General features: G+C 39.9%; 26 protein-coding genes. 25 read left to right on the forward strand and 1 reads right to left on the reverse strand.

Annotated elements, in window-relative coordinates:
* The first annotated feature begins 2 nt into the window (after positions 1-2).
* The 25 genes from AC1DP6_RS14995 to AC1DP6_RS15115 all read left to right on the forward strand — a co-directional run bounded on the left by AC1DP6_RS14995 (position 3) and on the right by AC1DP6_RS15115 (position 21903).
* Positions 3-452, forward strand: coding sequence for a hypothetical protein (locus AC1DP6_RS14995; protein WP_477055540.1), 450 nt, complete (start codon positions 3-5; stop codon positions 450-452).
* Positions 453-511: 59 nt separating this feature from the next.
* Positions 512-1186, forward strand: coding sequence for a conjugal transfer protein TraI (locus AC1DP6_RS15000; protein WP_477055541.1), 675 nt, complete (start codon positions 512-514; stop codon positions 1184-1186).
* 165 nt (positions 1187-1351) lie between these two features.
* Positions 1352-1981, forward strand: a complete 630-nt coding sequence (locus tag AC1DP6_RS15005) for a hypothetical protein (RefSeq protein ID WP_477055542.1) — start codon at positions 1352-1354, stop codon at positions 1979-1981.
* 45 nt (positions 1982-2026) lie between these two features.
* Positions 2027-2779 (forward strand): hypothetical protein, encoded by a 753-nt coding sequence (locus AC1DP6_RS15010; protein WP_477055543.1) that lies wholly within the window; start codon positions 2027-2029, stop codon positions 2777-2779.
* 480 nt (positions 2780-3259) lie between these two features.
* Entirely contained in the window at positions 3260-4132 is an 873-nt protein-coding gene (locus AC1DP6_RS15015) for a hypothetical protein (RefSeq protein WP_477055544.1), read from the forward strand.
* Between the two features lie 105 nt (positions 4133-4237).
* Positions 4238-4885, forward strand: a complete 648-nt coding sequence (locus AC1DP6_RS15020) for a hypothetical protein (protein ID WP_477055545.1) — start codon at positions 4238-4240, stop codon at positions 4883-4885.
* Positions 4886-4940: 55 nt separating this feature from the next.
* Positions 4941-5585 carry a TerB family tellurite resistance protein gene (locus AC1DP6_RS15025; protein WP_477055546.1) on the forward strand — a complete coding sequence of 215 codons (645 nt, stop codon included), beginning with the start codon at positions 4941-4943 and terminating at the stop codon, positions 5583-5585.
* Positions 5585-6778: a conjugative transposon protein TraJ gene (gene traJ / locus AC1DP6_RS15030; RefSeq protein ID WP_477055547.1), complete on the forward strand. Its 1194-nt coding sequence runs from the start codon at positions 5585-5587 to the stop codon at positions 6776-6778. Before AC1DP6_RS15025 ends, traJ begins: the two co-directional genes overlap by 1 nt.
* A 137-nt stretch (positions 6779-6915) precedes the next feature.
* Positions 6916-7533: a conjugative transposon protein TraK gene (traK, locus tag AC1DP6_RS15035; RefSeq protein WP_477055548.1), complete on the forward strand. Its 618-nt coding sequence runs from the start codon at positions 6916-6918 to the stop codon at positions 7531-7533.
* Between the two features lie 31 nt (positions 7534-7564).
* Entirely contained in the window at positions 7565-8083 is a 519-nt protein-coding gene (locus tag AC1DP6_RS15040) for a hypothetical protein (RefSeq protein WP_477055549.1), read from the forward strand.
* 3 nt (positions 8084-8086) lie between these two features.
* On the forward strand, positions 8087-9355 hold the full coding sequence (gene traM / locus AC1DP6_RS15045; RefSeq protein ID WP_477055550.1) for a conjugative transposon protein TraM: 1269 nt from the start codon (positions 8087-8089) through the stop codon (positions 9353-9355).
* Between the two features lie 28 nt (positions 9356-9383).
* Entirely contained in the window at positions 9384-10223 is an 840-nt protein-coding gene (traN, locus tag AC1DP6_RS15050; protein WP_477055551.1) for a conjugative transposon protein TraN, read from the forward strand.
* Positions 10224-10310: 87 nt separating this feature from the next.
* Positions 10311-11384: a hypothetical protein gene (locus AC1DP6_RS15055; protein ID WP_477055552.1), complete on the forward strand. Its 1074-nt coding sequence runs from the start codon at positions 10311-10313 to the stop codon at positions 11382-11384.
* Between the two features lie 2 nt (positions 11385-11386).
* A complete protein-coding gene (locus tag AC1DP6_RS15060) occupies positions 11387-12550 on the forward strand; it encodes a hypothetical protein (protein ID WP_477055553.1) in 1164 nt (387 codons plus the stop codon).
* A gap of 81 nt (positions 12551-12631) precedes the next feature.
* Positions 12632-12856 carry a hypothetical protein gene (locus AC1DP6_RS15065; protein ID WP_477055554.1) on the forward strand — a complete coding sequence of 75 codons (225 nt, stop codon included), beginning with the start codon at positions 12632-12634 and terminating at the stop codon, positions 12854-12856.
* 16 nt (positions 12857-12872) lie between these two features.
* On the forward strand, positions 12873-13772 hold the full coding sequence (locus AC1DP6_RS15070) for a hypothetical protein (RefSeq protein WP_477055555.1): 900 nt from the start codon (positions 12873-12875) through the stop codon (positions 13770-13772).
* 68 nt (positions 13773-13840) lie between these two features.
* Positions 13841-14392 carry a hypothetical protein gene (locus AC1DP6_RS15075; RefSeq protein WP_477055556.1) on the forward strand — a complete coding sequence of 184 codons (552 nt, stop codon included), beginning with the start codon at positions 13841-13843 and terminating at the stop codon, positions 14390-14392.
* A 75-nt stretch (positions 14393-14467) separates the two neighbouring features.
* Positions 14468-14791, forward strand: a complete 324-nt coding sequence (locus AC1DP6_RS15080; protein ID WP_477055557.1) for a hypothetical protein — start codon at positions 14468-14470, stop codon at positions 14789-14791.
* 442 nt (positions 14792-15233) lie between these two features.
* Entirely contained in the window at positions 15234-16394 is a 1161-nt protein-coding gene (locus AC1DP6_RS15085) for a hypothetical protein (RefSeq protein ID WP_477055558.1), read from the forward strand.
* Between the two features lie 278 nt (positions 16395-16672).
* On the forward strand, positions 16673-18622 hold the full coding sequence (locus AC1DP6_RS15090; protein WP_477055559.1) for an AAA family ATPase: 1950 nt from the start codon (positions 16673-16675) through the stop codon (positions 18620-18622).
* Positions 18594-19730, forward strand: a complete 1137-nt coding sequence (locus tag AC1DP6_RS15095; RefSeq protein WP_477055560.1) for a hypothetical protein — start codon at positions 18594-18596, stop codon at positions 19728-19730. The genes AC1DP6_RS15090 and AC1DP6_RS15095 overlap by 29 nt, the downstream gene beginning before the upstream one ends.
* Before the next feature lie 126 nt (positions 19731-19856).
* The gene (locus AC1DP6_RS15100) at positions 19857-20687 is read left to right on the forward strand and encodes a DUF5677 domain-containing protein (protein WP_477055561.1); all 831 of its coding nucleotides are present in this window, start codon (positions 19857-19859) and stop codon (positions 20685-20687) included.
* Positions 20688-20721: 34 nt separating this feature from the next.
* Positions 20722-21012: a hypothetical protein gene (locus AC1DP6_RS15105; RefSeq protein WP_477055562.1), complete on the forward strand. Its 291-nt coding sequence runs from the start codon at positions 20722-20724 to the stop codon at positions 21010-21012.
* Between the two features lie 25 nt (positions 21013-21037).
* Positions 21038-21622 carry a hypothetical protein gene (locus tag AC1DP6_RS15110; RefSeq protein ID WP_477055563.1) on the forward strand — a complete coding sequence of 195 codons (585 nt, stop codon included), beginning with the start codon at positions 21038-21040 and terminating at the stop codon, positions 21620-21622.
* 8 nt (positions 21623-21630) lie between these two features.
* The gene (locus AC1DP6_RS15115) at positions 21631-21903 is read left to right on the forward strand and encodes a DUF6965 family protein (RefSeq protein WP_477055564.1); all 273 of its coding nucleotides are present in this window, start codon (positions 21631-21633) and stop codon (positions 21901-21903) included.
* Between the two features lie 121 nt (positions 21904-22024).
* Here AC1DP6_RS15115 and AC1DP6_RS15120 read toward each other — a convergent pair whose 3' ends face one another.
* A complete protein-coding gene (locus AC1DP6_RS15120) occupies positions 22025-23572 on the reverse strand; it encodes a hypothetical protein (RefSeq protein WP_477055565.1) in 1548 nt (515 codons plus the stop codon).
* Positions 23573-24245: the final 673 nt, after the last annotated feature.

Raw genomic sequence — 24245 nt, forward strand, 5'->3', positions numbered from 1 at the left:
AAATGGACATGCAAATTGAAATTGAAATAGAGGAATTTTTTAAAGACATCAGTGAATTTGCATCCAGTCTTAATGGTAGAGGGTATGATGGTTCATTTTCCACCTGTGGTGGGTACCCGGATGATCTGGAAAAAAGTATTAAACGATATCTGCTTGCTTCGATGTTAGGGAAAGAAATAGGAATGAGGAACGGAATTTCTTTAAGAACGTTTTTGAAATGGAATGGTAGTGATGCGGAAAGTGTGGAAGCTTATTTTAGGATCACTCCGGGTTATCGAAATAAGCTGGTCGTAAGAGAAATGGAAATCATAAGATCTGCCCCTAATCTGGCCGTAATTAATTGCGTAACCCTATTCCCTATAGACATCGAAAAAATACCAACTAAAGTGGAAGGACTTAGAATGGTTGACCCGCCCTTAAAATTGAAATCGAAGCGCAATATGAAGTTGTAAGTGCATCTCTACCATTGGTAATTAAAATGAAAATTAAATAGATAGAAAAGGAGGTGAATGTGAAAAAGGTAATTGTGAGTTTGATACTCCTTATGGGGCTTGTTATGGCCCCCACGCAAAAAGCACATGCGATATGGTGGTGGGTCGTTAAAGCCGCCATTAAAAAAGCGATTCTAGCTGCGGATCTTGCGATCCAGAGGCAGCAAAATAAGGTGATCTGGTTGCAGAATGCCCAGAAAACGATTGAAAATACCATGTCCAAATTAAAACTCGATGATATTTCCAACTGGACAGAAAAGCAGCGTAGTCTGTACAAGAATTACTTCGAGGAATTGAATAAAGTAAAAACAATCATCACTTATTACAAGCGTATAAAAGAGGTCGGAGAAAAACAAATCCAGCTGGTGAATGAATTCAAGCGGGCTTGGAGTTTGATCAGGGATGATAAACATTTCAGGCCCGAGGAAATCAGTGACATGGCGCGGGTGTACCAGGGCATACTGGATGAAACAGTAGCCAATGCGGAGCAGCTGGTTATGGTAGTCAATTCCTTTTCGACAACGATGACCGACGCTAAACGGCTGGTTATTATCGGTGCGGCCAGTGACCAGGTGGACCAGAATTATTCCGATCTGAAGCGCTTCAACGGGGAAAACTACCTGCTTTCTTTATCCCGTTCCAAAAATGAAATAGAAGCGCGGCAGCTTAAGATTATGTATGGTATTAAGGACTAGAGGGAGGTTATGGCAAACAGAATACCTATTCCCCCAGGTAAGGTCTCCCCGGCGATGTGGCGGTTAATGTATGGACGAAATGAAGCACTTGCTTTAGCCACAGAACAGTTTTTAGCTGCCTAGGAGTTTTCGAACATTAAAGTTTATCTGTCAAAAATTAATGTCATGAAGATAGAATTGAAAAGTATCGACTATAACAAATCCTTAAGTGAAACTGCTTATTGTTTTGCAGCGAAGATGTATGTCGATGGGAAATATGTTGCTGATGTGCGAAATCGGGGCAGAGGGATTGTCAACGATTTTGATCCCTGTAAAAAGGAGGATAGAGAAGTTTTAAAAGAGGCAGAGCAGTTTTGTGCTTCGGAGCTGGGAAATCCCCGTGTCAAAAAGGATGATCTGGGTGCCTATTTAAACCTATCCGAATACTCCGATAAAATGGTCTTGGATTACCTCAACAGAAAAGAAGATTTGCGGGTACAGCGGGATATTGATAGGCAGACCAAAAGTGGTTTGGTCTACGGCAACCCTAAAGGAGAGTATTATATCATCGCCTTTGAGATGCCCATAGCAACGATAATCTCCTTGCCCCGAGGTATTGATGTTTTAAAAGGAAAAATCGAAAGACAGGTTGTGCCCCACATTAAAAAGGGGGACCGGCTATTAAATACCAATATTCCTGAACAGGTTTTAAAGGATGCTGGACTTAAGCCTGAGCAGTACACTTTACCTGCCCCAATCGAACAAAAGCAGGCTACTGCAAGGGCCTTAAGAAAGACAAAAGGAAAAAGTGTGTAATCCGGTATCCAGTAATTAGTTGAAGGTAGAAGAAAGAGATTAGTGATGATAATAGAATTAAAAAGTATTGATTTGGATAAGGAATCTAGTGAGTCGGCCTTCGCTTTTTCAGCCAAGCTATATATCGATGGGAAGTATATCGCCGATGTTAGCAACAGCGGAAAGGATAAGGTGAATACAGTAGAACCTAAGACTGCTGGATCTGTTGAGGTCTTAAAGGACGCGGAAAGATTTTGCGCAAGCCATTACATTCATGCAGGTCCGAAAGAAGGGGATCTGATCAACTACGAATTTTTGGAGCGTTATGTCGATAAAATAATGTTTGATCACCTTAACCGGGTAAATCTGGAGAGCCAGCGTACAGGTAGCGGAATGAAAAAAATCAACGCGTCGATTGATGAACTCACTAAGTTTTTATACGGTAAAGGCTACGATGGTTTGTTTACGCTTGAAGGAAAGGGGCCGCAGAAACTACCCGATTTATTAAAAGGCTATATGGCGATGGCCATTGCTGATCCGATGACTTTAACCCTACCTGTAAAGGTTTACACGATTACTTCATTAGCCGATTCAAATGGAAAATACAACCGTTGCGCCTTTGAGGTAGATTATAACTCCAGGGATAAAGTTCACGTGAAGTACTATGAGCTACAACTCATCGGTGAAGGAGAAAAGTACCCGGTTTTCCGGCATTTCCATGAAATTAAACACCGCTCTGAGATTCCCGAAAAATCAAGCGGGATAAAAATGGCAGCCAAATCCTTAAAGCGTAGCAAAAAGGGCTATAGATTTTATTAGCGGTAGTGTACACTAAATGAATGATATAATTAGATAATAGCATGGTGAGGAACAGTGAGCAGGAGATTGTAAAGGCCATCCGATCTAAGGGGTACAATGGGTTGTTTTGGGAGAAAAGCAATTTGGTAGATCTTTCCCAAGCGATAAGCCAAACTTGTTTGAAGGGACATTCCTCGTTACAGGTGCAAACCATTGTACTGTTGGAAGAGTCAGCTCCAACAGGGATACTATGCAAATTCACTTTTGAAAACACGCCATTATTTGGCATACGACTAAACCAAATCAGGATCGAGCAGCGTAATGCTACACAGGATGCGAAATTATTGGTAGCCAACACAATTAATATTCGTCGGCTGTCCCAAATACCGAGCAAAGAAACAGTTATAGAGCTGATCAATGGCCCCAATTTGCGGGTTAAAAAATCACGTTACCGGATGTAGGCAAAGAACAAATGTGGAGTTAACTCATAGCGAATAAAAAATGAAAATAAATGAAAAATACCTGGAAATGTTTACCGAGCAGCTAACGCAAAAAGGTTATGATGGAAAGTTTTATGCCATTCATGTGGAAGAAACAGACCTGAGAAACTGTATCGATGGGTTTTTGGATTTGCAAAATGGTCCGGGAGGTTCTAAATATAAATTTCCGATGAACCTAGGCACTTTTGCTGATGGCGCTCGGTGGGATAATAAATATACTCAGTGCGTTTTTGAGGTGGATTATGACCAGGTTGGTGGTTTATATATTGCCTCAATGGAAGCCTTTCAGCAGTCTGAAAGGGGTGGTGAGGTCGTAGGCATCAAAATAAATGTCGCAGGTGATATCCCGAGCAAAGCTGAACTCCTGGCTATGGATTTCTATGCAGAAAAATTACGGGTTAGGGCAAATGAGAGGATAAGTAAAGGTTTTTCGCGAGGGCCACTGTTGAACGCTGAACATTTGGATCACTTTATTCAGGTATTGAACAGCAAGGGGTATACGGGGAAATTTATGGCGCCTGATGTTTCCGAGCGGGAACTGGCGCATACGATGTTGGCCTATTTGAAGGCAAGACCTGCGGGGATTGGCATTCAGAATGCTTTTCCGGTTTGGATACAGACGATCACCCAGGGTAGTTTGATGACCGATCAACGAACGATATGTATGATGAAGGTACAGTATGACCCGGGCAAGGGGTTTGTTCCTGATCAGTTAAGGATCATACGTTTTGATGCCCGCAAAGGCATGTCCATAAATGAGCCGGAGCCGATTCTTCTAAAATCTATAAACGAATTGCCAGCAGCACAAAAAGCAAATTCCTTGGCAATTAAGAATCAAAAGGCAGAACGTAAAAGAAGAAGAAAAAAATGGTAGTCGCAGAGCGCGGGAAATTTAAATGAACATACATGTTAACCCTAAAAAATTATAGCACGCCCGGCTATCCCATTGAAAATTAAGGACAACGTTAACCCCATGAACATGAAAATTATTATAAGTATTCTATCGCTGGTGATCGTTTTGATATCACCGGCCAGGGCGCAGTTTCTCGGTGGTTTCTTTTCCCAGAAAAAGGAAAACCGGAAGCTGCTGGGCCTCCAGATTGCTGCCCTTCAGGTCTATAAAAGTTATATCAAAAAAGGGTATGACATCATCAGTACAGGCGTGGGCATTATCAATAAGATCAAAACAGGAGATTTCAATTTGCACCGTGACTTTTTTGGCGCGCTGAAAATCGTAAACCCACGCATAAAAAAATACGCAAAGGTCGCTGGAATCATGACCATGTGCGTACAAGCGGTTAACCGTTTAAACGAAACCGGGAAGCTGGCCCGGTCGGATCTGATGAGCAGTTATCGAAAGGAGTTTTTGGAGAAGGTCATTGATCATTTATTAAAAATGCTGGCCGATACCATCGATGAATTAATCTCTCTCATCTCAGACAACCAGCTTGAAATGAAAGATGATGAGCGGATCAAAAGGATAGATCAGTTGTACATGACCGCTGAAGAGCAGTGTTCATTTGTGATGGAACTGGATGATCAGATAAGCCTGATGCTACTGATGAAAAAGAAAATGCAACAGGAAATCCATGGAAGTGAGTTTTTGAATGGGATAGAGCAACCCTAGCCTCCGGGCTAAAATGCTGATGAAACAAGATTTGTGAACGAGAAAATGTGCAGTAATGAGAAAGATTTTGTTAATGATACTGGTTTGCCTTGTGGGCAGCCAGGTTCCCCTACGGGTACACGCGCAGGCTACTGAGGCCGCCCAACTGGCCCTGAATATAGAAAAGTTAGCGCAGCTAAAGTCCATATTGACTACCCTGAAAAAAGGCTATACGATTGTCTCCAAAGGTTATGGTACGGTCAAATCCCTGACTGAGGGAAATTTCAGTCTTCACAAAGTTTTTTTGGATGGCCTGCTACAGGTCAGCCCCGCTGTGAAAAAATACAGGAAGGTCGGCGGTATCCTAGATTTTCAGATCCAGTTGCTTAAGGAATGTAGGATTGCTGTAAGACGGTTCAGTACAACTGCCCTTTTTGGTTCCTCCGAAATCGGCTACATGTCGGGCGTATTTGAATCTGTAGCCTCCGGGAGTTTGAAAAATCTCGATGAGCTTGTAAATGTGGTTACCGCAGGTAAGCTCCGCATGAGCGATGATGAACGGTTAAGCAGTATCGATAAAATATACTCGGACATGGAGGATAAGCTGACTTTCATTCGTGAGTTCAGCGGCACCTGTTCACTGATGGCCCTGAGCCGTAGTAAGGCCAAAAACCAGGTGAATAGCATGGAAACATTGTATGGCATTCAAAACTTACGCTGATGAGAAAGTATATGGTATTGATGGCGTTGCTGTTTTCACTGGCGCCTGTGATGGTCTATGCTGACGGCGGGGTTGCTGACAACCTGCACAGTATGCAAGACGTGCTGAAAGCACTGTACAATGAAATGATGGGGGAATGTGAAAACCTGATTGATGTGTCCAGGGGTATTGCCGGCTTTGCAGCCTTATTTTATATCGCAGCGCGGGTTTGGAAACACCTGTTGAATGCGGAGCCTATTGACTTTCACCCTTTGCTCAGACCTTTCCTGCTGGGTTTTTGCATCAGTTTTTTTCCGATGGTTTTAGGGGTGATGAACGGGCTTCTGGACCCCATTTCTGAGGGTACGGGAGCGATTGTAGAGGGGTCTAATCAAACTGTAAAACTGCTTTTGAAAAAGAAGGAAGCGGCGATTAAAGAAAGCCCGGTCTACCAGATGTATGTTGGGCAGAATGAAACTGGTGACCGAGACCAGTGGTATCGGTACACCCACAACGGAGAAGATCCAAAAGGAGAAAAATGGTATGAAGGCATTGGTAACAGTTTGAAATTTGCGATTGAAAAAGCAACCTATAAGTTTCAAAACTCTGTTAAGGAATGGATGTCGGAGATTCTTCATGTCTTATTCGAAGCTGCTGCCCTTTGTATCAATGCTCTGCGAACATTCCAGTTGATCGTTCTATCTATCCTTGGCCCGCTGGTTTTTGCGATATCGGTCTTTGATGGGCTAGGCCATACCCTTGGGGCCTGGATAGCGAAATACATCAATGTATCCTTATGGTTACCGGTAGCAAATATCTTCGGGGGCATTATAGGAAAGATTCAAGAGAATTTAATCAAGATGGATATCGGACAGATTCAGCAAACCGGGGACACGTTTTTCAGTCCCTCGGATACGGGTTATCTGGTGTTTCTGCTCATCGGAATTGTAGGCTATTTCACAGTGCCTTCTGTCGCTGGCTTTGTTGTGAATGCTGGTGGTGGTGGTGCAATGGTACAGAAACTGACCAGTTTGGCTATGAGCAGTCCCGGAAAGATCGGTGGTGCATTGGATAAGGTAGCAGACATGCGCCAAAACTATAAGGAAGGACAAAGCGGAAAAGAATCCGGCAGCGGCGTTGCCGGGGCGGCCGGGCGTAGCATTGGCCATAGCGCTGCGTACATGGCCAGCAAGATTGCCGGGAATAAGAAATAAAGAAGGAGACGAAACAGGTCAATCAAAAGTTAAAAATAAAAAGATAGAAGGGGGTGTTTTAGTATGTCTATAGCCAACCAGGTACATGTTTTTAACCCCCTTTTTGAACAGTGTGAAAACGAAAAAGTGAAAGAGAAATGTTCCAGAAAATGCAAAATATAGATACCACGTTCCGCTACATCAGGATGTTGAGCGTTGTGGTGATCGTCGGATCGGTCAGCCTTTGCCTGTTCACCGTGTACAAAAGTTATGAGCTGATCAAAAGTAAAAAAGAAAAGGTGTATGTGCTGATCAATGGAAAGGCACTTGAAGCCTATGGGAGTGAACGCAAAGACAATCTTCCGGTGGAGGCCAAAGACCAGGTGAAAATATTCCATAACCTATTTTTTAGTCTTCCACCCGATGATAAAGGTATAGAGGCCACCATCACAAAAGCCTTGTACTTGGCGGATGAATCAGCCAAGCGGCAGTACGATGATCTGAAAGAGGGAAATTATTATGCCAACATCATCAGCTCGAATATCAACCAAACTATTCGGGTGGACAGTGTGCAACTGGACATGAATTCCGTTCCGATCAGCTTTCGCTGCTTCGCGGTCCAAACCCTTACCCGTCCAAGTTCCACTCTTACCCGAAGCCTGATCACTGCGGGACAGTTACGCGAAGTCTCCAGGAGTGAAAATAATTCACATGGGCTATTGATTGAGCGGTGGAATATCGTAGAAAACAAAGACCTCAGTGTTAACCCTCGCTAGCCCCGTCAGGCTAACGATTAATCCCTCAAAGATGATACCCTCAAAAAAAACAGAACTCCCACAGAGAGCCAGCAATAGCGCTCAGGAACTAAGGCGCCAGTCTTTGCTGAAGGAAAAGTTGCAAGCGGAAAAGGGCGGCCCAGACCCCAGGGGCAAAGATAGCTATGGTAAGAAAAAAAAGATTCTGCTGCTGGTGCTGCTGGTCGTGGCACTCAGCGGCTATAATATCTGGCTGATCGTCCACAGTTTTTATGCACCTGCTGGAGGGGGATTAAACATCCGCCAGATCACGACCCCGCTGGCCAATAGCCCTTTTGAAGGTAAATGGTTTGATGGTGTGCAGGACCAGAACATCCACCATAGAATATTGGCTTTTAAGAGCTTTATGGACAGCCTTTCCCGGTCCAAAACGGGACGGTCAGAGTATGACCGGATTATGGCCTCAAGGCCCGGGCTAATGGATAGCCTGCTCCTGTATGAGAATACCTACCAACTGCAAGCTACAATGCCGACTAATCCCTCCGGCCAGATTACAAACCCTAAAAATTGAAATATGAAAACTTTAGAGACAACCCCGCAGGAAAAACAACGCAAACTTTTATTGATCCTGCCAATTCTGACCTTACCCTTCCTGTTGCTGTTGGTCTGGGCACTGAGCAGTTCCACAAAGGAAAAAGAAACCAAAGCCTCTACCGGTAAAGTGAATATGGCTTTGCCTGGTGCAAACTTTGATGCTGATAAACCCCAGGACAAAATGAGCTTCTATGCTCAGGCTACCACGGACAGCAACCGCAGAAGCGAACAGACCAAAAACGATCCGTACTTATCTAATTCCGCGGTGACCACCGGCGGTTCAGCAAACTTTAATCCTTATGGTCCGCAAGCGGCAAACCCTTCTGTAGCAGGCTATCCGGGATATCATGATCCCAATGAGGCGCAGGTTTACCGCAAACTTTCTGAATTGAATACAGCCTTAAATCAGCCAGCTCCGCCAGCGTCTAACCCTTACGGATATACGCCATCAGGTAATGGCAATTCGGGGGTGAATAAGAGTGACTTAGATCGGCTGGAAAATATGATGAATATGATGAGCCAGGGACAGCCTTCTGGAGACCCGGAAATGCAGCAGATCAATGCCATGCTGGAAAAGATCGTGGATATCCAGCACCCGGAACTGGCAAAAGACAAGTTGAAAAATGCTTCGGGACAGAGCCGCGGAAAAATTTATGCGGTGAGGGGCAAAGCGGAGGAAGATATCATCACTGTTATGAACCCGGCTCCGGAAAAAAAAGGTAAACAACAAGCTGCCGCGGGCTTTTTTAGTTTGGCTGATGCTGCTCCGCAAGAGCAGGGGAATACGATTTCAGCGGTGGTGCATGACAATCAGACGATCGTATCTGGTTCTATTGTAAAAATGCGGTTGACCAGTGATATTATGATTGGTGGAGAGCTGATCCCGAAGGATAATTTTGTTTTTGGTCAGGCCCAGATCAACGGGGAGCGTTTGAGCATTGAGATTAACAGCATCCGGTTTAAAGGTTCAATTTATCCGGTAGATCTTTCGGTTTGCGACCTGGATGGTATGCAGGGCATTCATATTCCCGGTGCGATCACCAGGGATATCGCCAAAGAAAACGGCACGGATGTCATGCAGGGCATTGGCCTGAGTAGCATGGACCCAACCTTGGCTACCCAGGCGGCGGCGGCTGGTATTGAGATGAGCAAGGCCCTGATCAAAAGGAAAGTAAAACTCATCAAAGTTACCCTGAAGGCAGGTTATAAACTGCTGCTGAAAAACGACAAGGCAGAAGAAATTAATTAAGTATTCATTATAAAATAAACAGTAGAACATGAGAGAGTGTGTGAGAGTGATCCTGTGTGTGATCATGTTGTTGACCGGGCAACTGGTGCGTGCCCAGAATTTAGTCACCGAGGTGAAGGGAAAAGTAATCCCGATGAACCTGGATATTTCGAAAAGTAAAACCACCAATTTGATTTTTCCTTATCCAGTGAAAAGCGTAGACCGTGGTAACGGAGAGGTGTTGGTACAAAAGGCGAAAGGCGTAGAGAATATCCTTCAGGTCAAAGCGGCGAGTGATACCCTGAAAGAAACCAACCTGACGGTAGTTTGCTCGGATGGGACATTGTATTCCTTTATCGTTCATTATCTGGCCAGTCCTGGGCAATTGAATTTCAGTTTGGGCAAAGTGGTCGCACAAACCCCTTGGGCACTTTTTGCTTCCGGAGACAATAATGAGGCAAAAGTAAATGACCTGGCTACGGCCTTGGGCCATAAGGCACCATTGATCAAAAACATCCGGGCAACAGGTAATGATATTGCTTTGGGTTGTATCGGCCTGTATATTAAGGATGATATCCTGTACTTGCAGATGGAACTGGAAAACAAAAGTACCATAGGCTATAATGTAGACCAGCTCCGGTTTTACATCGAGGATCTAAAGAAAGCTAAACGCACAGCCTCGCAGCAATTACAGCTTTCACCCCTATATGTATCGGGTAATTCCACAGTAATCGGCTCGCACTCCCAGCAAAACATTGTGGTGGCTATGCCCAAATTTACCATACCTGACCAGAAGGTACTGGTGGTTGAGATGATGGAAAAGGAAGGGGGAAGAAATCTGCTGATTAGAATCCGTAACCGCCATTTAATGAATGTGGTTCAGCTATAGCGCTGCCTAATAAAAAGAAAAATAGGACTTCTGCCGTGCAGTTTATCGCTATGGCGGAGGGAGAATGTTAACTCTAAATTTAAGAACATGGTAATCGAGAAAAATGTGAAGTACTTGAATGATCGCGTGAAAATGACTGGTTTTGGAGAAATCTATGAAGCCGAGATTCGCGAGAACATTGGTAAAGGGTTGGATAGTTTCACCATTAATGTGAAGCGTGATTTTGGAGATCAAGATACCAGAGATACAACCGAATCCATATTGCATTTTAACAAAGGTAAAGAGGACTGGTATCATTTCAATAAATATGATACCCGGATTACCACCCGGCCTGACGATATCGCTGCTTCCACCTGGGAGACGGTTAATGTTGACCACAAGTTTAAAAAGAATACGTACACTTTGAAAGAGATGTATAACCTGAAGTTAGGCGGCTCTGTGGAAAAGGAAATTACTTACCTGAAAAAAGACCCGGAGAATGGTGAGGTGGAGATGAAGTTCACTGGTTTTAAAAAGGCGGATTTTCGGGAATTGAACAAATACAACGCCTACCCTAAAATAAATATTCCTTGGCCACTGATGGAAAAACAGTTGCGTGATTCTCATGCAATTAAAAGTTTGAAAGACCCCAAACTAGCCGATGGACTGGTTCGTTCGATGAAAAAGGGCAATGTGCAAAGGGTAACCCTAAAAAATGGAGAAACTGAAATTGTGCGGTGGATCGCCATTGATGCAGAGTTTAAGAAGATCGGCATATATGATGAAAACCCCAGGGTTTATATTTCCAATGAAGAAGCGCTTGCAAAAAAGCTGGCGGCGGCTGAACGGTATATTGCTACCGGGAAGGCGGAAAGCCCTTTCGATACCCCGGAGCCGCCGGCTGCTATTTTAGACCCAGAGAAAAATGCTGCAGGTCATGATGCGAAGGTCATTCAGCTTTATCCAGATGCCCTTGGGGCAAAGACTGTTGTACCAATATCCGGAGAGGTTCCGCCGGATGCCGGAGTTAAACCCGCATTGGAAGGAGAAAAGCAAAAAGGAGGCAACCGTAAAGTAGCCAAAAAGGCCATCCCTCCGGTAAAAGCTCCTGTGAATAAGAAAGGCCCAAAAACAGCTAAGACCACTCCGGCGAGAAAGAAAAAAAACAGCCTTAAAGTTTAGTTATGGCACAGAGAATCAACCGCGTTCATGAAGCGCTAGTGGCCTGGAAAAAGATGGAGGAAAAAAATGTCAACTTATTCCCTCCCGATGTGATGGCAGATCCTGATTATGCAAAATTGAGATTAAAATATCTTGATGAGATTACGGCTAAATTGTCTGTTTCGCCTACAAGAGAAGAAAAAGACAGTTTGAGAATTTTAGCTGTGGAGCGAAAAAAGCTGTTTCAAATAGCATTTCCAGGTAAGCAAGCTCTCAATAAAATCCTGTTCCGGATGCTTCGGCCTTTCAAATCTTTTATGGCACGTAAGGCAGAACAGGTTAGACAAAACCAGCAGTTGGCTAGGATTCAAACCAGTATGCAAAAGGCAGGGTTTGGTGAATATGTTGCTAAGGTTTTCGCCAAGATCAGGCAGGGAGAGAGAAATTTCTCCCTGCCTACCTCGGTCTGCAATCATTATAACGAGCAGGTTTACCACAACCTCAAATTTGCTTATGATGAAGCCTGCGGTCATTCCTTCGATAGTTTTCAAACGAATTACCGTAATGCCTTAAGCCCCGGCATATACAAGAACCAAACTTTCAGTGTTAATGAGACTTCGATGAATTCAAAACGGGCTGAGAATCTGATTGCAGGACGGGCCATACTGGAGTCTGTTTCAGAAAATGGCCAAATTGTACAACAGTGGGTAAAACTGGATACAAAAAAAGATGAACAGGGAAATTTTCTGATGAAAAACATTCCTACCGATACTTTTGATGTCCACGCTCATTGTCAACAGCAATTGCCTTTTTGGAAGAACGTAAACCCATATGAACAATTAAGGGTGGTTGGGAACTTAATGGTAGGAAACCGGTCGGCATTGAATATTGATTACCAGGGAAATCCGCTAAGGGTACAAATTGAAGCTGATCCTGAAAACCGGATGATGAAAGTTTTTGATGAAAAAGGAAAGCCGGTTGATTTGAAAAAATTAGGTGCTAAACCAACTCAAAAAATAGTGGGTAAACAGTTGGATCAAAAAGCCGCACAGAGCCAATCCAAGGGCAGGGCAACTTCTTTTAAATCCACGCAGCAAAAGCCGTCAACCTCTAAACAAGAGGTCTCTAAAAATCAGGCCAGAAGAGAAAAAAAGACCAACAGAAAGAAAACCAAATTATCACATTAGGATTAAGTTATGGATCACCAGTTTCACTTGCTCTCCTTCTTTTGTAAGGTGGTTAACGACCCAAGAATTAGTAAAGCGCATATGGCTGTTTATATGGCGTTGTTTTATTTATGGAGTAAACAACAATTTAAGGGCTTTCTGTTGGTCTATAGCTGGCAGATCATGCCTATTGCAAAGATCTCCACTAGTGGCACTTATTATACGATCATGAAGCAACTGCATGAATATGGGTACTTGGAATATCGACCGTCGTTTTATCGTAAGAAGGCGAGTGAAGTGAACCTGGAGGCCACAGCTATCCATTGAAACTAACCCTATACAAATGAAAGAGGATAATACTATTGAACAGATCAATAGCACCTTTGATGCACTTGGACTTGTTCCGCTTAGTGCAGATGAAAAAGTGCAACAACGCACCGATCCCCGTTCGGTCAATTTTCAAATTTTAAAAAGGCAGTTAAGAGCATTGGGCTTTGGTGATGTTCTTGCAGATAATTTGTGGCATCAAATGCGGGAACAGTCTCCAAGGATTTTGATGCCATATCATACACTGATCGGGCAGGATACAGTTTCCTGCGAGCTTTCTTTTACCAGGTCGGCCAATGGCAATTATTTTTGGGATCATTACACCATCGGGCTTTCAGGTACAGTCGAGCAAACAGGTTTAAAATATAGAAAGCAGACCATTCCGGTTGAATATTATGATACGGCAAGTAGAACATCAAGCCTAAATGAATCTTATAACCTTTTAAAAGGTAGATGGGTAAATAAGCAGATTTGTAATCCTGACGGAGAATACTATAACGATTGGATAAGATACGATATGACTGCGCTCACTACATCAGGGAATTATCTGGTTGACAATTTAGGAAAGGACAAGCCTTTTGATCTTGCCGAAATCACCGCTCAGCTACCTTTGGCAGATTTCGGGCAGCACAATACCCACGAACAGCTTAATCTTTCCCTCGCACAGGGCAATAAGGAAGAGGTGATGGTGCAGCTATCCAGCGGTTCCAGGACCAGGTTTAAAGTGCAGGCAAATCCTTTGCAAAATAAACTGGATATCTTTTTGGGAAACCGAAGGGTCTATATATCAAATAACGGGACGGTAACCATTCCTGGCCTAAAACCTCCACCAACGGATCGGGCCAATGTTGTGCCTGGATATAGAAACCATAACCCGTTATTAAGTGAAAAGAAACGCAATAGGATCAAAAGATGATCAAAATAAAAGTAAAAAATTGTTAGGCGCTTTTGAATTTTTACTAACTTAAATGAAAACCTTTTACGATGAAAAACAACTTTCTAATAGCAATACTACTTGCTTTTATCCTATTGGCAGCAGCGACTCCTAGGGCTGCGGCCCAAACAGTCAGTAAAGTAAAAACGACTATTCCATTTGAATCTCTTGGACTGGCAGAAGTGAAAGCCACTGGAAATAAAAAAAGCGGAATGGTTGAAATCTCCATGCACTTTAAAAACGCGTATTCAAAAATGGCTGGGGTATCACTTGCATTAGGCGGATTTTCTGATTTTGGTATAACCGACTTCAAGGGCCATAAATATAAAGTACATACAGAGGAAAATGCGGTCAATATCAATAAGGGATACTTAAACATTCCTTTTATTGAATTTGGTGATAAAAAATTCAATTGGGTGGCGAAAGTTAAGCAGGAAATTCCTGCAGGTGAAACGCGTAAACTTACCGTCAGGATAAAATCTACCGAAGGCGGAACTTTGGTGATTTCGGATTTACATATCCGGTGCATCCTTTCACTGGATTATGAACATATTGGGGATAAGATATATAAAGTGGAAAACATCCCAGTCGAGTGGAAGTAGCCTTGGCAAATCATCTTCAATAAATAGGATGAGGTGAAAGCGAAATGTGTTAGAATCTAAAAAGTATAAAGTACGATGTCAAACGATGATCTAAAAAAGGAAATTGAAATACAGCAAAAGAAATTCCTTCAGACTATTCTTGATCTTAGGAAACGTAATTTTAGCAAAGGAATTCCATTTTTAATACTATCTGATAAACTTCCTGACGGCCAGTCCTACAATGAATTTGCAGATGGCCGGATAGAACTTGTAAAATTGGTTAAGAAAAAAGGGGAATTTGAAACGGAGCTGGTGAGGGTATTAGAGAGAAAAGAAGCTGACCTTGTTCGTAAGGAAACTGGCTACTTCTCGCAAGTGAATGAAAAGAGGGAAAGAAAAAAGAAGATAATAAAAGGTTGAGTTTACCGAATTCATAAACATAGTTATGCAATAAAACCAGCCCTAAATTCTCGGGGCTGGTTTTTGTCAAATTTAGCTGTTCTTTAACCCGATAGTTGTTTGTTTCGCCTTAGAAAATGTCCTGTTCCAATGTGGAGTTCAATACAAGATCTTTAGGCTTTAATAAAAAGCCCCAGGGTACAATTAGAGTAAAGTGTATTCAGTTATAGGAATGGCCATTGCCATTATAATACACAGCTAATCATCAATAGGTACCATAGACTTTTAAAAATTATTTGATGATTGATTTGCAACGGAATTTTTCTGGATTAGCGACCGGTTTAATCCAAAAAATAACATAATTTACGACTTGTCTTTCAGTAAGTGCCGAAATATCCATCTCAGGTTCTTAATACTTAGACCACCAAAAAATCTCGATTATCTAATAATAATCTATCTCTTCATGAACATTAATTATACTGATTTTCCCGCACTTGCATGGGTAGCATGTGACGATCAATCCTTAGAGGGTTCACCGAAATTTGACAGTTACAGAAGCCAGGAAGCGGCATTTTTAAAAAGGTCAATTGCATTACCATCAATTTTTGATTCTATAGCATCGTATAATTCAATTAAAGACAAATTCTCATCATACACGCATCAAAATTTTCTAATCAGTGAAAGCTTAAAACAAAAAATTCAGAACAAGGAAAGGTTGTGTAAGTTCTGGCAATCAAACTATTTGCGCGATGAAAGGGCCGCTTCCTCCGGTATTGTTATCGTTGATGTGAAAAGAAAAATTCATTATGTCTATATAATTTGGACTGTCGAAGAAACAAAGGATTTAACTGGCGAAGAAGGAAATTATTTTGCCGTCGAATTGTTTCATGGAGATCGGTGTATGGGGTTTGAGGAGGCAATAATATTGACAAGAGGGGGAATAACGATTGCACCTTCGGGCCATTATCGGTTAGGTAAAGGAAAAGAAATGGGAGAATATATTTCATTTGTGTTTGCTGTACTTGGTTATGTAAAATCAAAAGGTGTATCTGTGCCTGTAAACAATGAGATTAACCAAACTAGGGAAATGATCTATTTCGCTGATTATTACCGCAGTGCTGGGACCATACTAGGAAAGGAATTTTATCATGCAAATCCTAATCCGAGTATCAGCTCGCATACCTGTTTACTAAATCGTATCCTTTTTGATGTGGTATTCTATTCTGATGCTCTTAGCGAAAAGGAGATTAAGGATTGGGAAGATAATCAGATGATAAAATCCTATTTTGATTATGTCGAAGGGATTCCCTTCTTTGTCCTTGATTTCGGAAGTTGGAGTATTAAGACACCAATCAACTTAAGATCAATGGCCAGCAATCAGGATATAGAAGAATGGTTGAAAGAGACAGCTAACGTGGTGAGCATTTACATAGTGGATGCGACAACGAACATAATACTTACTGAAAGGATGATCTGCATTAAAACCAGTGATTTACGGGAATGTAAAAAGGTGTTAAAAGAGCAGCTTAGTCTTTATTCAAATGGACTACAAGTACTAGAGAAAATTTACCAAATTGTAGAGAAAAGAAATAATGAACTAATTCTGGCGTCTATAATGAATTGACAAAATCAAGCAGAAATAAAGCAGGATGTCTTACCAACTAACAGGTGAATTTGGTGAAAAAAGAAGCGGAGGTTTAGCCATCTAGCCAACCCCCGCCAATTAACGCTCTCAATGCAAATGTACAAATTATTTTATATGAAATGAATTGAGAAGTGATAATGACGTAAAGAGTAGAAAATGGATATTATTTCTTATTAGAGATGAGTTAAAATATTATTTTTGATAAACGCTTACCAGGTCATTTGAAATATCCCTTAAAAGACCGAATCTAAACTATTATGGAGTTACTATATATCTGGATTGACGATTTCAGGCAAATTAAAAAGCAAGGATTTAGCTTAACCACAAAATTTACTTTCACGGTAACTGAGAATCAAGGCTATCATGACCTTAAAATAAAAAAAAATGAAGCCTATGTTAATTTATACGGTGAGAATATAATGAATGTTACTGCTTTGGTTGGGAAAAATGGATCTGGTAAATCAACCATTTTGAACTGTCTGAAGTTAGTTTATGGGCAACTGGCAAGGCTGACTTCATCTCTTTTTTTTGTTTATCTTGATGCTTCAACAGAGAAAATTCATACTTATTACTACAATAAGGGTGGGACTTCCGATATGCAACCGCTGAAGGTTAGGATTGACCTGAGCAATCAATTCATGGGTGGTTATGAAATACTAAAGGAAAAGCCCTATACCGTTGTTCGCAATGTTGGTGAACATGGGACGGTGGATGGATTGGATATTGATTTTAGTCATCAGGCTTGTGCATATCTTACCAATAGCTTCGATCATCACCGTGAAACGGTCTATGCGGGCATTTACAATGAATCCACAACCCAAAAATTAAATGAATATTTGGATGTTTATATTGCTGCGAAGGAAAGGGCTGCTAAAAATAAAAACGAAGAAGAGCCTAAAATTGAACTTTGGCCGACACATTTAGAAGATTTCTATCGGCGTGAACTGCGGAGAGATGTTAGATTTGTGCAGTTTATTAATGACAAGCTTCCAAACCTGCTTCCCCATTTGCCTACAAGCATGGTAATTAATTTCAACCTCGATGATTATCGATACATGCTAGATAATGACGGTGGAGATCAATTGTTCTATGATGCTGAACGGTTAGCTGATCTCCATAAGCGTGCGATGGGAGAAATAACTTTGTTGGAAAGCCAGAGGGAAGTTTTTCAGGGGTTACTCTATCTATGTACTTTCTATTATGCGTTGCGCAATGAACTTTTTCTACTGAGAAAGAAAGATGACTTTGATATTATCATGGGGCATGTCGGCAATCTAAGAAACATTGATATGTCTGTATTGGATTCTATAAAAGGACTAGTTGATAATCTGATTATGGGGGAAGATAAGTCAACAAAAGGAATTAAAGATCTACTTGGCCCCAGGCTTTTAGATGCCTTTGCAAAGGCAGCACCTAATATATTGGCTAATGAGAAAGCAGATATCTATAATTTTCCTTTCAGTATTGATCATAGATTGTGGAATCTTTTGTCTATTGTTTATGAATTCAGGAATAAAAGCGATTTTGGATTTTTGGACTATAGTTGGTATCCTCCGCTCAGCGCAGGAGAAGAGGCCATACTTACCCACTTTGCTAGGTTATATGAAATTAAAAAGTCAATAGGAACTAGGCCCTTGTTACTACTTGTAGATGAGGTTGAGCTTTATTTTCATCCTGAATGGCAGAAGAATTACGTAAAATATTTGATCGATGCTGTCAAATTGATATTCAAAGATAATTCTGTTCAGATCGTTCTATCAACACATTCTCCATTCGTAGTTTCTGATATTCCAAAGCAAAACCTGATTTTTCTGAAGAAAGATCTAGCGGGTAATTGTACTACGGCAGATGCTGATTTTCAGACAGAAACTTTTGGATCGAACATTCATGAACTGTTGACCAACTCTTTCTTTCTTGAAGATGGATTGATGGGAAAATTTGCCCAAAGTTATATTCATGACTTAATTCAGGAGATCAAGGAAGTTAAGCAGATGACGCGGGAATTATTTGTGGAGCAGTTCAAAAATAGGGTAGCCATCATCGGAGAACAATTTATAAAGACCAAAATTTTGGAACTGATTGCTTCGAAGTCAGATTTTCAACTTGTGGATGAAATTCTGAACGAAAGGGAAAGTGAACTTATGGTATTAAGGCAAATAAGAGCTGAAAAATTTAACGATGATAAAAATCGAAACACCGGCAATTAATCAAATTGCTCAAAGGTACTTCAACAACATTAAAGTAAAGATTAAGGAACGCATTTCGTTTTTTGACACAGTATTTAATGTACTCTTTGGAACTGGAACAGTAGATTCTATAGGAAGACATAGTCTACATGGGAATGCAAAGAAGCCGTTAGTAAATTTTTTATTAGCACCTGCATTTAAGATAGAGAATCAAAATCAATATGACCGCGTTCAACAAGCAAATTTACGGCCTTGGGTAATAAATAACTATCAGATAATTCGTGATATTTTAACTTTTTTAGATGACGATAAAAATTTAAGGGATATTGTTCTTGCTTTACCGGGAGATACCTATGAGGTTGACAGTTCACTGCAAGCGCATTTTGTCATATCTAAAGCCACTCATAAGGAAATATTTGATTTCATCAATACGATCATAAACTATGGCTTTCATTCGGAGTTTGCTTATGACATCGCTGCTGAATTGGGGATAAATACTTGTCCTTATTGCAATAGGACATTCATAAATACAGTTTTCGATGAGCGAAAAAATAAAGTAATCAGGGCTACATTCGATCATTTTTTTTCGCAAGCGGACCATCCATTCTTGTCGCTTAGTTTTTATAATCTTATTCCTTCCTGTCACTGGTGTAATGAAAACCTTAAACTGGCGACTCCCATGGGGTTAGAAACCCATATTCATCCATTTATTGAGGGATACGAAAATGATTGCAAATTCAGAATATTGATTTCAGGCATGTATACTCAGAAGAGCGACCCAAGAAATTATACTGTTGTATTACAGGAAAATATAGATAGACGTAGTGCAAAATATAGGCGAATATTTGGCACATCTCCAGGGGAAGGCAACAATAGCTTGTTTAAAATTCGTGAAATTTATAATTGTCACACAGATATCGTTGGTGAGTTGGTTGTAAAGGCCGATAGATATAGTATAAGTCATTCAGATAGTCTGTTCAAATTATTTGGACTTTTGAATACGAATAAAAGCGAGTTTTATCAGTTTTACTTCGGTAATTACTTTCATACACACAATCACCACAAAAGACCATTTGCTAAATTTACAAGAGACATTGTAGAACAAGTTCTTCCGGATTTCTTTATTTAACTGGCCGGTAGAGAGTGATTATACAAATTGATCAGTAAATTCAGACAAACATATTAAAGTTGCAAGCCCAATCGGGTTATTGAAATGTCTACAAATTTTAATATCTTAATAGGATATTAGCGTTTTATGTCCTCAATTGACCAGTACCAAAATAAGTTAGATAAACTTCAGAACTATCTTGATTTTGCAATAGACGTCTCTAATGCCTCCGGTGGGCAAAAAAATGTACCGTGGTATTTGGTTTCAGCTAATCAACTGTTTATTCGGATGACTATTACTTGCACTTCATTTATTCGATTATGCCCATTTAATAGACTTTTTCCTGCTGATATTGAATTTTGGGATCTACATAGCTTACTTTCAATAGCCAGGAATTTTATCGAAAGCTATCTTATGTTTTATTACATCGGGGTTGAGCCGGTAAGTGAAGATGAATCCAAATTAAGGTACGAGATATTTACTTATCATACCAATATTGAAAAGTATAAGCTTTATAAAGATTATAATGCGCCTCAGGCGGATCTTGAAGAATTTGAAACCAAACTACCTATCGATAAGGAGCGCATCAAAGAAAACGAATTGTTCAATTCTATTGTCGATAGGAATATGAAGGATAGAGTATTGAAAGGTAATACTCCGGCATATTTGTCCAATTTAGAAATTGTGGAAAGGTTACCTTTTGAAACTTATGAATTTAAGCCATTTTATCGTTGGTTTTCAAATCATACACATTCCACCCCATTGGCGGTGCATTCTCTTACGGATGAACGAGGTAGCGGGAATCGAAATGAGGCAGAACTTGCCTATGTAGATATGGCCATAGATTTTATAACCAAATACCTGGTAATTGCAATAGTTAACACAATCGACATATTTCCTCATATTGTGACGGATTTAAATGCAACAAAATTGGAAATTATCCGAAGGGAATACATCGTGTATTCCCAAAATTTATAGCAGTGCTTTTAAACGAACACTTAAATTAATTAATATGAATTCATTTACGACTAGGGTAGAATTACATGCTGCCAAAACTGCTGAGGATTACGAATTGCTTCATAAGGAAATGGAGAAAGTAGGGTTTACTAGAACTATTAAAAGTGACGACCAAAAGACGTATTACTTACCGATGGCCGAATACAATTTTATAGGCACGGCCACCACAGATAATGTTTTTGACCTTGCTTCAAAGGCCGCTAAAAATACTGGAAAAAAATACAGCATTTTAGTGACCAAATCTGCCGGTCGAAAATGGTTAAATCTGGAGCAAGTGAAAGATTAAAATATCATTGCTGTTGTAAGATAATATGAATTCCAATCACCAATATCCCATTGATTCAAATTCAATCCTGCAAAAGGCATATTATTTAATTTGCCTGCTTTATGCGAACAAGGAAATTTCTCGTCAGAGCGATCCTGAAGGATCATTAGCCTTAAGATCGTTGGAAAACCGTTTCTTCCGAAACGAGTTTACCCGACTTCTTATAGAATTAGCTATTGCAGTTAGAGTTCACGATGACCAAATGTCGAATGCTGATCAAAGTGATCCAAAGCGGGCATTATATTTTTCTTTAAAAGCAGAGGTTGATCGGTTAGACTACACGTTATTTGGAGATGAGGAAAAGCCAAGGCTAAAGCTTAGAAGTGTTTGTAATAAAATTATACATTCTGGTGGGTTAAAGTTATCAACCATTGAAGGTTCTGAAGGGCATGAAACTGATTATGCTTATAATGCAGGTGATGATGTTAGATCTATTTCCTGGCGTCATTATAGTGGATATGTTAGGCTTGCGGAAATAAAAAACGGAAAAGAATTAGATAGCTATTTATTAGACGTTAAAATCTTCGTAACGGCAGTGTTTGAAGTGTTTTCCGGGCTTGATAATCACTAATATTCTTAATGATAGAATTTGCACATGCTATTTTACCACTAGATAAATACGTATATATTTGCAGCATGACATATGAAGAACTTTACGAATATTTTACAAATGTGGACTTACCAGAAGGACCAATTTTTTTAAACAAGGCTACAAAAATAGGAGATGTACGCAAATTTGTACAAAGTCATTTAACTTCTATCAACCACAATCCGAATTCTCCAACCGCTAAGGCAGACTATGATCGTCTAATAGAATTAAAAAGTATAATAGAATCACAAAAAACGGAATAAAGTTTTAAAGCTGATTGATAAGTACTTGTGGGGTTTAACTCGCTCCAAAATACTCTTATGCTAATTATTTTGTTATGATTATTTAAATTAATTTAATCGCTGGCCAGAAAGTAATATGGGCCTAAACATGAATTCCGAGTGGTACTAGAATAGTATTTTCGAAATCAGTTAAAATGTGATTTCTACCATGTGCTGAATATGGTATTCTGTCAAAATCCTTCCAAACTTCTTCTAATAGTGAAATGTATTCAGGCGTAATGTCAGGTGTACCAAAATCTACACCTTTGGGATTGTGGAATAGCCGAATTAGCAAATCCCTTGCAGTAGTACAAGCAATATTATCAGGGAACGATGCGTATTCACAATATAGATCAACCACCCTGCTTAGCTGTCTTTTCTTAAAGTCTCTTGATAGTTTACTTTCATCTGCCTGACAAATGGAATGTATACACCATCCCAAACAACGAATTGTATCAATGACTTGATTTTCTGTTTCTTCGTCCTTTGCTAATTCAATCCACCCCAGCATAATATCAAATTGTTGGTAGATTATGTAATGGGCAAATGATGGATACTCGGATTGAGGACTATAGTCATTTACAATTGGAATAATTTCAATTAGATGGTCAATTGTATGTCTGAAATAAAAGAGCCACATGTGCCAACCACTATCCCTATAGATAGTTTCACGAACCATATAATTGAAATATACTGTTGCTATCCAAATTTTATAATTCCACAATTCAGGCTCAAGTTGAGAATCATACTTCCTTATTAAAAATTCTTTTTGTTCAGCGTCAAATTTTAAAGATTTCACTACACCTTCACCAACTGGATACCAAACATTATTTTTAGCAGCAGCTTTTGTATTAACCAATAAACCGGTTAGTATCGGCAAATCAAAATTCTCATTCTTTGACTGAATACTGCTATAAGATTCATTTACAACCTTAAGTTCCTGAATAAATGATTGATTCTTAGACTCAAATAGAATTTCAATATATGCCTTCACTAAATCCTGATTTGTGGCTTTTTCTGTTTCCATACCTATAAAGGCAGTAGCAAACAATTCTGGATACTTCGGAGTTACATTTTTTACAAATGTTTCATCCTGAATTATCTGACCATAAACCAATTCGGCAAATCTCATTCGCTTAGGCTTCGTAAGTTCAACATATTCCTCGTCTGATTTGGTTCTCCTCCTTAAAAGTATGTCTAAGCTTTCTTTTTCAGCTAAATGAGATAGACCGATTAGATATTTTTGAATGTCTGAAATGTGATATTTATTAATGTATTCTACCAATAAGTCAATTTCATTTTCCTTGAGTAGGGACTTGTACAGTCTTATTAGGCTATTTAGTCTGCTTCCTGAAAAATAACCAAATGAAACCTTTACAACTGGATAGCCTATAACAAATAGAGAAATTATATAAGCCCATATTGAAGAGGGAATACCCTTTTCGATCGAAAATATTGACAACGATGCAAACCAATTTTCTTTTAGCCAGTCATATGACATTAAATAAAGAATAATCAGAAGGCTGATTGAAAACAAAATGATTTCTACCTTAGAAAAAAAAAGTAGTATAAAATTTCTTTCTTTTTGAGGGATAAATGACCATATAGCCAAACCCAACCCCAGTATTGTTAAAAAATCAGAAGGCTGCATTCGTTAATTTTTATTTAATTCTAGCTTAACAACATTCTTGCTCTTTTCTTCACGTAAATATGTGTAGAAGATTTGATCAAGATTTAGGGTTATCCAATTATATATTTTTTAATATGGTGGCAGATTCAAACATAGTCTTTCCTGTCATCTTATTTGAAAGTATTAAAATTATTTTGAATTTTGATACTTTATGTGGTTTGTAAACAGATTTCAACCTATGGGGTAGGTTGGCTCATGATGCGGCAGTAGATTGCCAGATCAGAGTTAGTAAATTTTTCTCCAATTAATTTAGGTATGATCGTATATTATCCCAAAAAGGTTATTCAATTTGTCCAAGCTAAAGCGAATTAGTGAAAAGTAATATTGGAGAGGTATTTAAGGAAAATAGCCTCTCCTAATTAGATTCGAATTACGTTTTTTTGACTTCAATCTGCTTAAAATCAATAATTTGCGCTGACTAATCTGCGTAAATCCAAAAGAAAAAGGTTCGGATTTTGTAAAGTTGGGACAACAAAGCAACGCTTCACATCAACATGTGAAGCGTTTTTATTTTCACCCTGTCTCTGCGTTGCAGTGATGTTAGCTGCAGATTATTTTTCGCAGAACCCTTGCGTTTTCCAAAACCCCGTTGTATATTTGTCTACAATTATAGTAGACTAATAGAAATTTACCA

This window comes from Chitinophaga sp. 01L420 (genome assembly GCF_056399985.1).

Coding starts and splice junctions, on each gene's coding strand:
- AC1DP6_RS14995 (WP_477055540.1), top strand. CDS start 3: ATGGACATGCAAATTGAAATTGAAATAGAGGAATTTTTTAAAGACATC.
- AC1DP6_RS15005 (WP_477055542.1), top strand. CDS start 1,352: ATGAAGATAGAATTGAAAAGTATCGACTATAACAAATCCTTAAGTGAA.
- AC1DP6_RS15010 (WP_477055543.1), top strand. CDS start 2,027: ATGATAATAGAATTAAAAAGTATTGATTTGGATAAGGAATCTAGTGAG.
- AC1DP6_RS15015 (WP_477055544.1), top strand. CDS start 3,260: ATGAAAATAAATGAAAAATACCTGGAAATGTTTACCGAGCAGCTAACG.
- AC1DP6_RS15020 (WP_477055545.1), top strand. CDS start 4,238: ATGAAAATTATTATAAGTATTCTATCGCTGGTGATCGTTTTGATATCA.
- AC1DP6_RS15025 (WP_477055546.1), top strand. CDS start 4,941: ATGAGAAAGATTTTGTTAATGATACTGGTTTGCCTTGTGGGCAGCCAG.
- traJ (WP_477055547.1), top strand. CDS start 5,585: ATGAGAAAGTATATGGTATTGATGGCGTTGCTGTTTTCACTGGCGCCT.
- traK (WP_477055548.1), top strand. CDS start 6,916: ATGTTCCAGAAAATGCAAAATATAGATACCACGTTCCGCTACATCAGG.
- AC1DP6_RS15040 (WP_477055549.1), top strand. CDS start 7,565: ATGATACCCTCAAAAAAAACAGAACTCCCACAGAGAGCCAGCAATAGC.
- traM (WP_477055550.1), top strand. CDS start 8,087: ATGAAAACTTTAGAGACAACCCCGCAGGAAAAACAACGCAAACTTTTA.
- traN (WP_477055551.1), top strand. CDS start 9,384: ATGAGAGAGTGTGTGAGAGTGATCCTGTGTGTGATCATGTTGTTGACC.
- AC1DP6_RS15055 (WP_477055552.1), top strand. CDS start 10,311: ATGGTAATCGAGAAAAATGTGAAGTACTTGAATGATCGCGTGAAAATG.
- AC1DP6_RS15060 (WP_477055553.1), top strand. CDS start 11,387: ATGGCACAGAGAATCAACCGCGTTCATGAAGCGCTAGTGGCCTGGAAA.
- AC1DP6_RS15065 (WP_477055554.1), top strand. CDS start 12,632: ATGGCTGTTTATATGGCGTTGTTTTATTTATGGAGTAAACAACAATTT.
- AC1DP6_RS15070 (WP_477055555.1), top strand. CDS start 12,873: ATGAAAGAGGATAATACTATTGAACAGATCAATAGCACCTTTGATGCA.
- AC1DP6_RS15075 (WP_477055556.1), top strand. CDS start 13,841: ATGAAAAACAACTTTCTAATAGCAATACTACTTGCTTTTATCCTATTG.
- AC1DP6_RS15080 (WP_477055557.1), top strand. CDS start 14,468: ATGTCAAACGATGATCTAAAAAAGGAAATTGAAATACAGCAAAAGAAA.
- AC1DP6_RS15085 (WP_477055558.1), top strand. CDS start 15,234: ATGAACATTAATTATACTGATTTTCCCGCACTTGCATGGGTAGCATGT.
- AC1DP6_RS15090 (WP_477055559.1), top strand. CDS start 16,673: ATGGAGTTACTATATATCTGGATTGACGATTTCAGGCAAATTAAAAAG.
- AC1DP6_RS15095 (WP_477055560.1), top strand. CDS start 18,594: ATGATAAAAATCGAAACACCGGCAATTAATCAAATTGCTCAAAGGTAC.
- AC1DP6_RS15100 (WP_477055561.1), top strand. CDS start 19,857: ATGTCCTCAATTGACCAGTACCAAAATAAGTTAGATAAACTTCAGAAC.
- AC1DP6_RS15105 (WP_477055562.1), top strand. CDS start 20,722: ATGAATTCATTTACGACTAGGGTAGAATTACATGCTGCCAAAACTGCT.
- AC1DP6_RS15110 (WP_477055563.1), top strand. CDS start 21,038: ATGAATTCCAATCACCAATATCCCATTGATTCAAATTCAATCCTGCAA.
- AC1DP6_RS15115 (WP_477055564.1), top strand. CDS start 21,631: ATGATAGAATTTGCACATGCTATTTTACCACTAGATAAATACGTATAT.
- AC1DP6_RS15120 (WP_477055565.1), bottom strand. CDS start 23,572: ATGCAGCCTTCTGATTTTTTAACAATACTGGGGTTGGGTTTGGCTATA.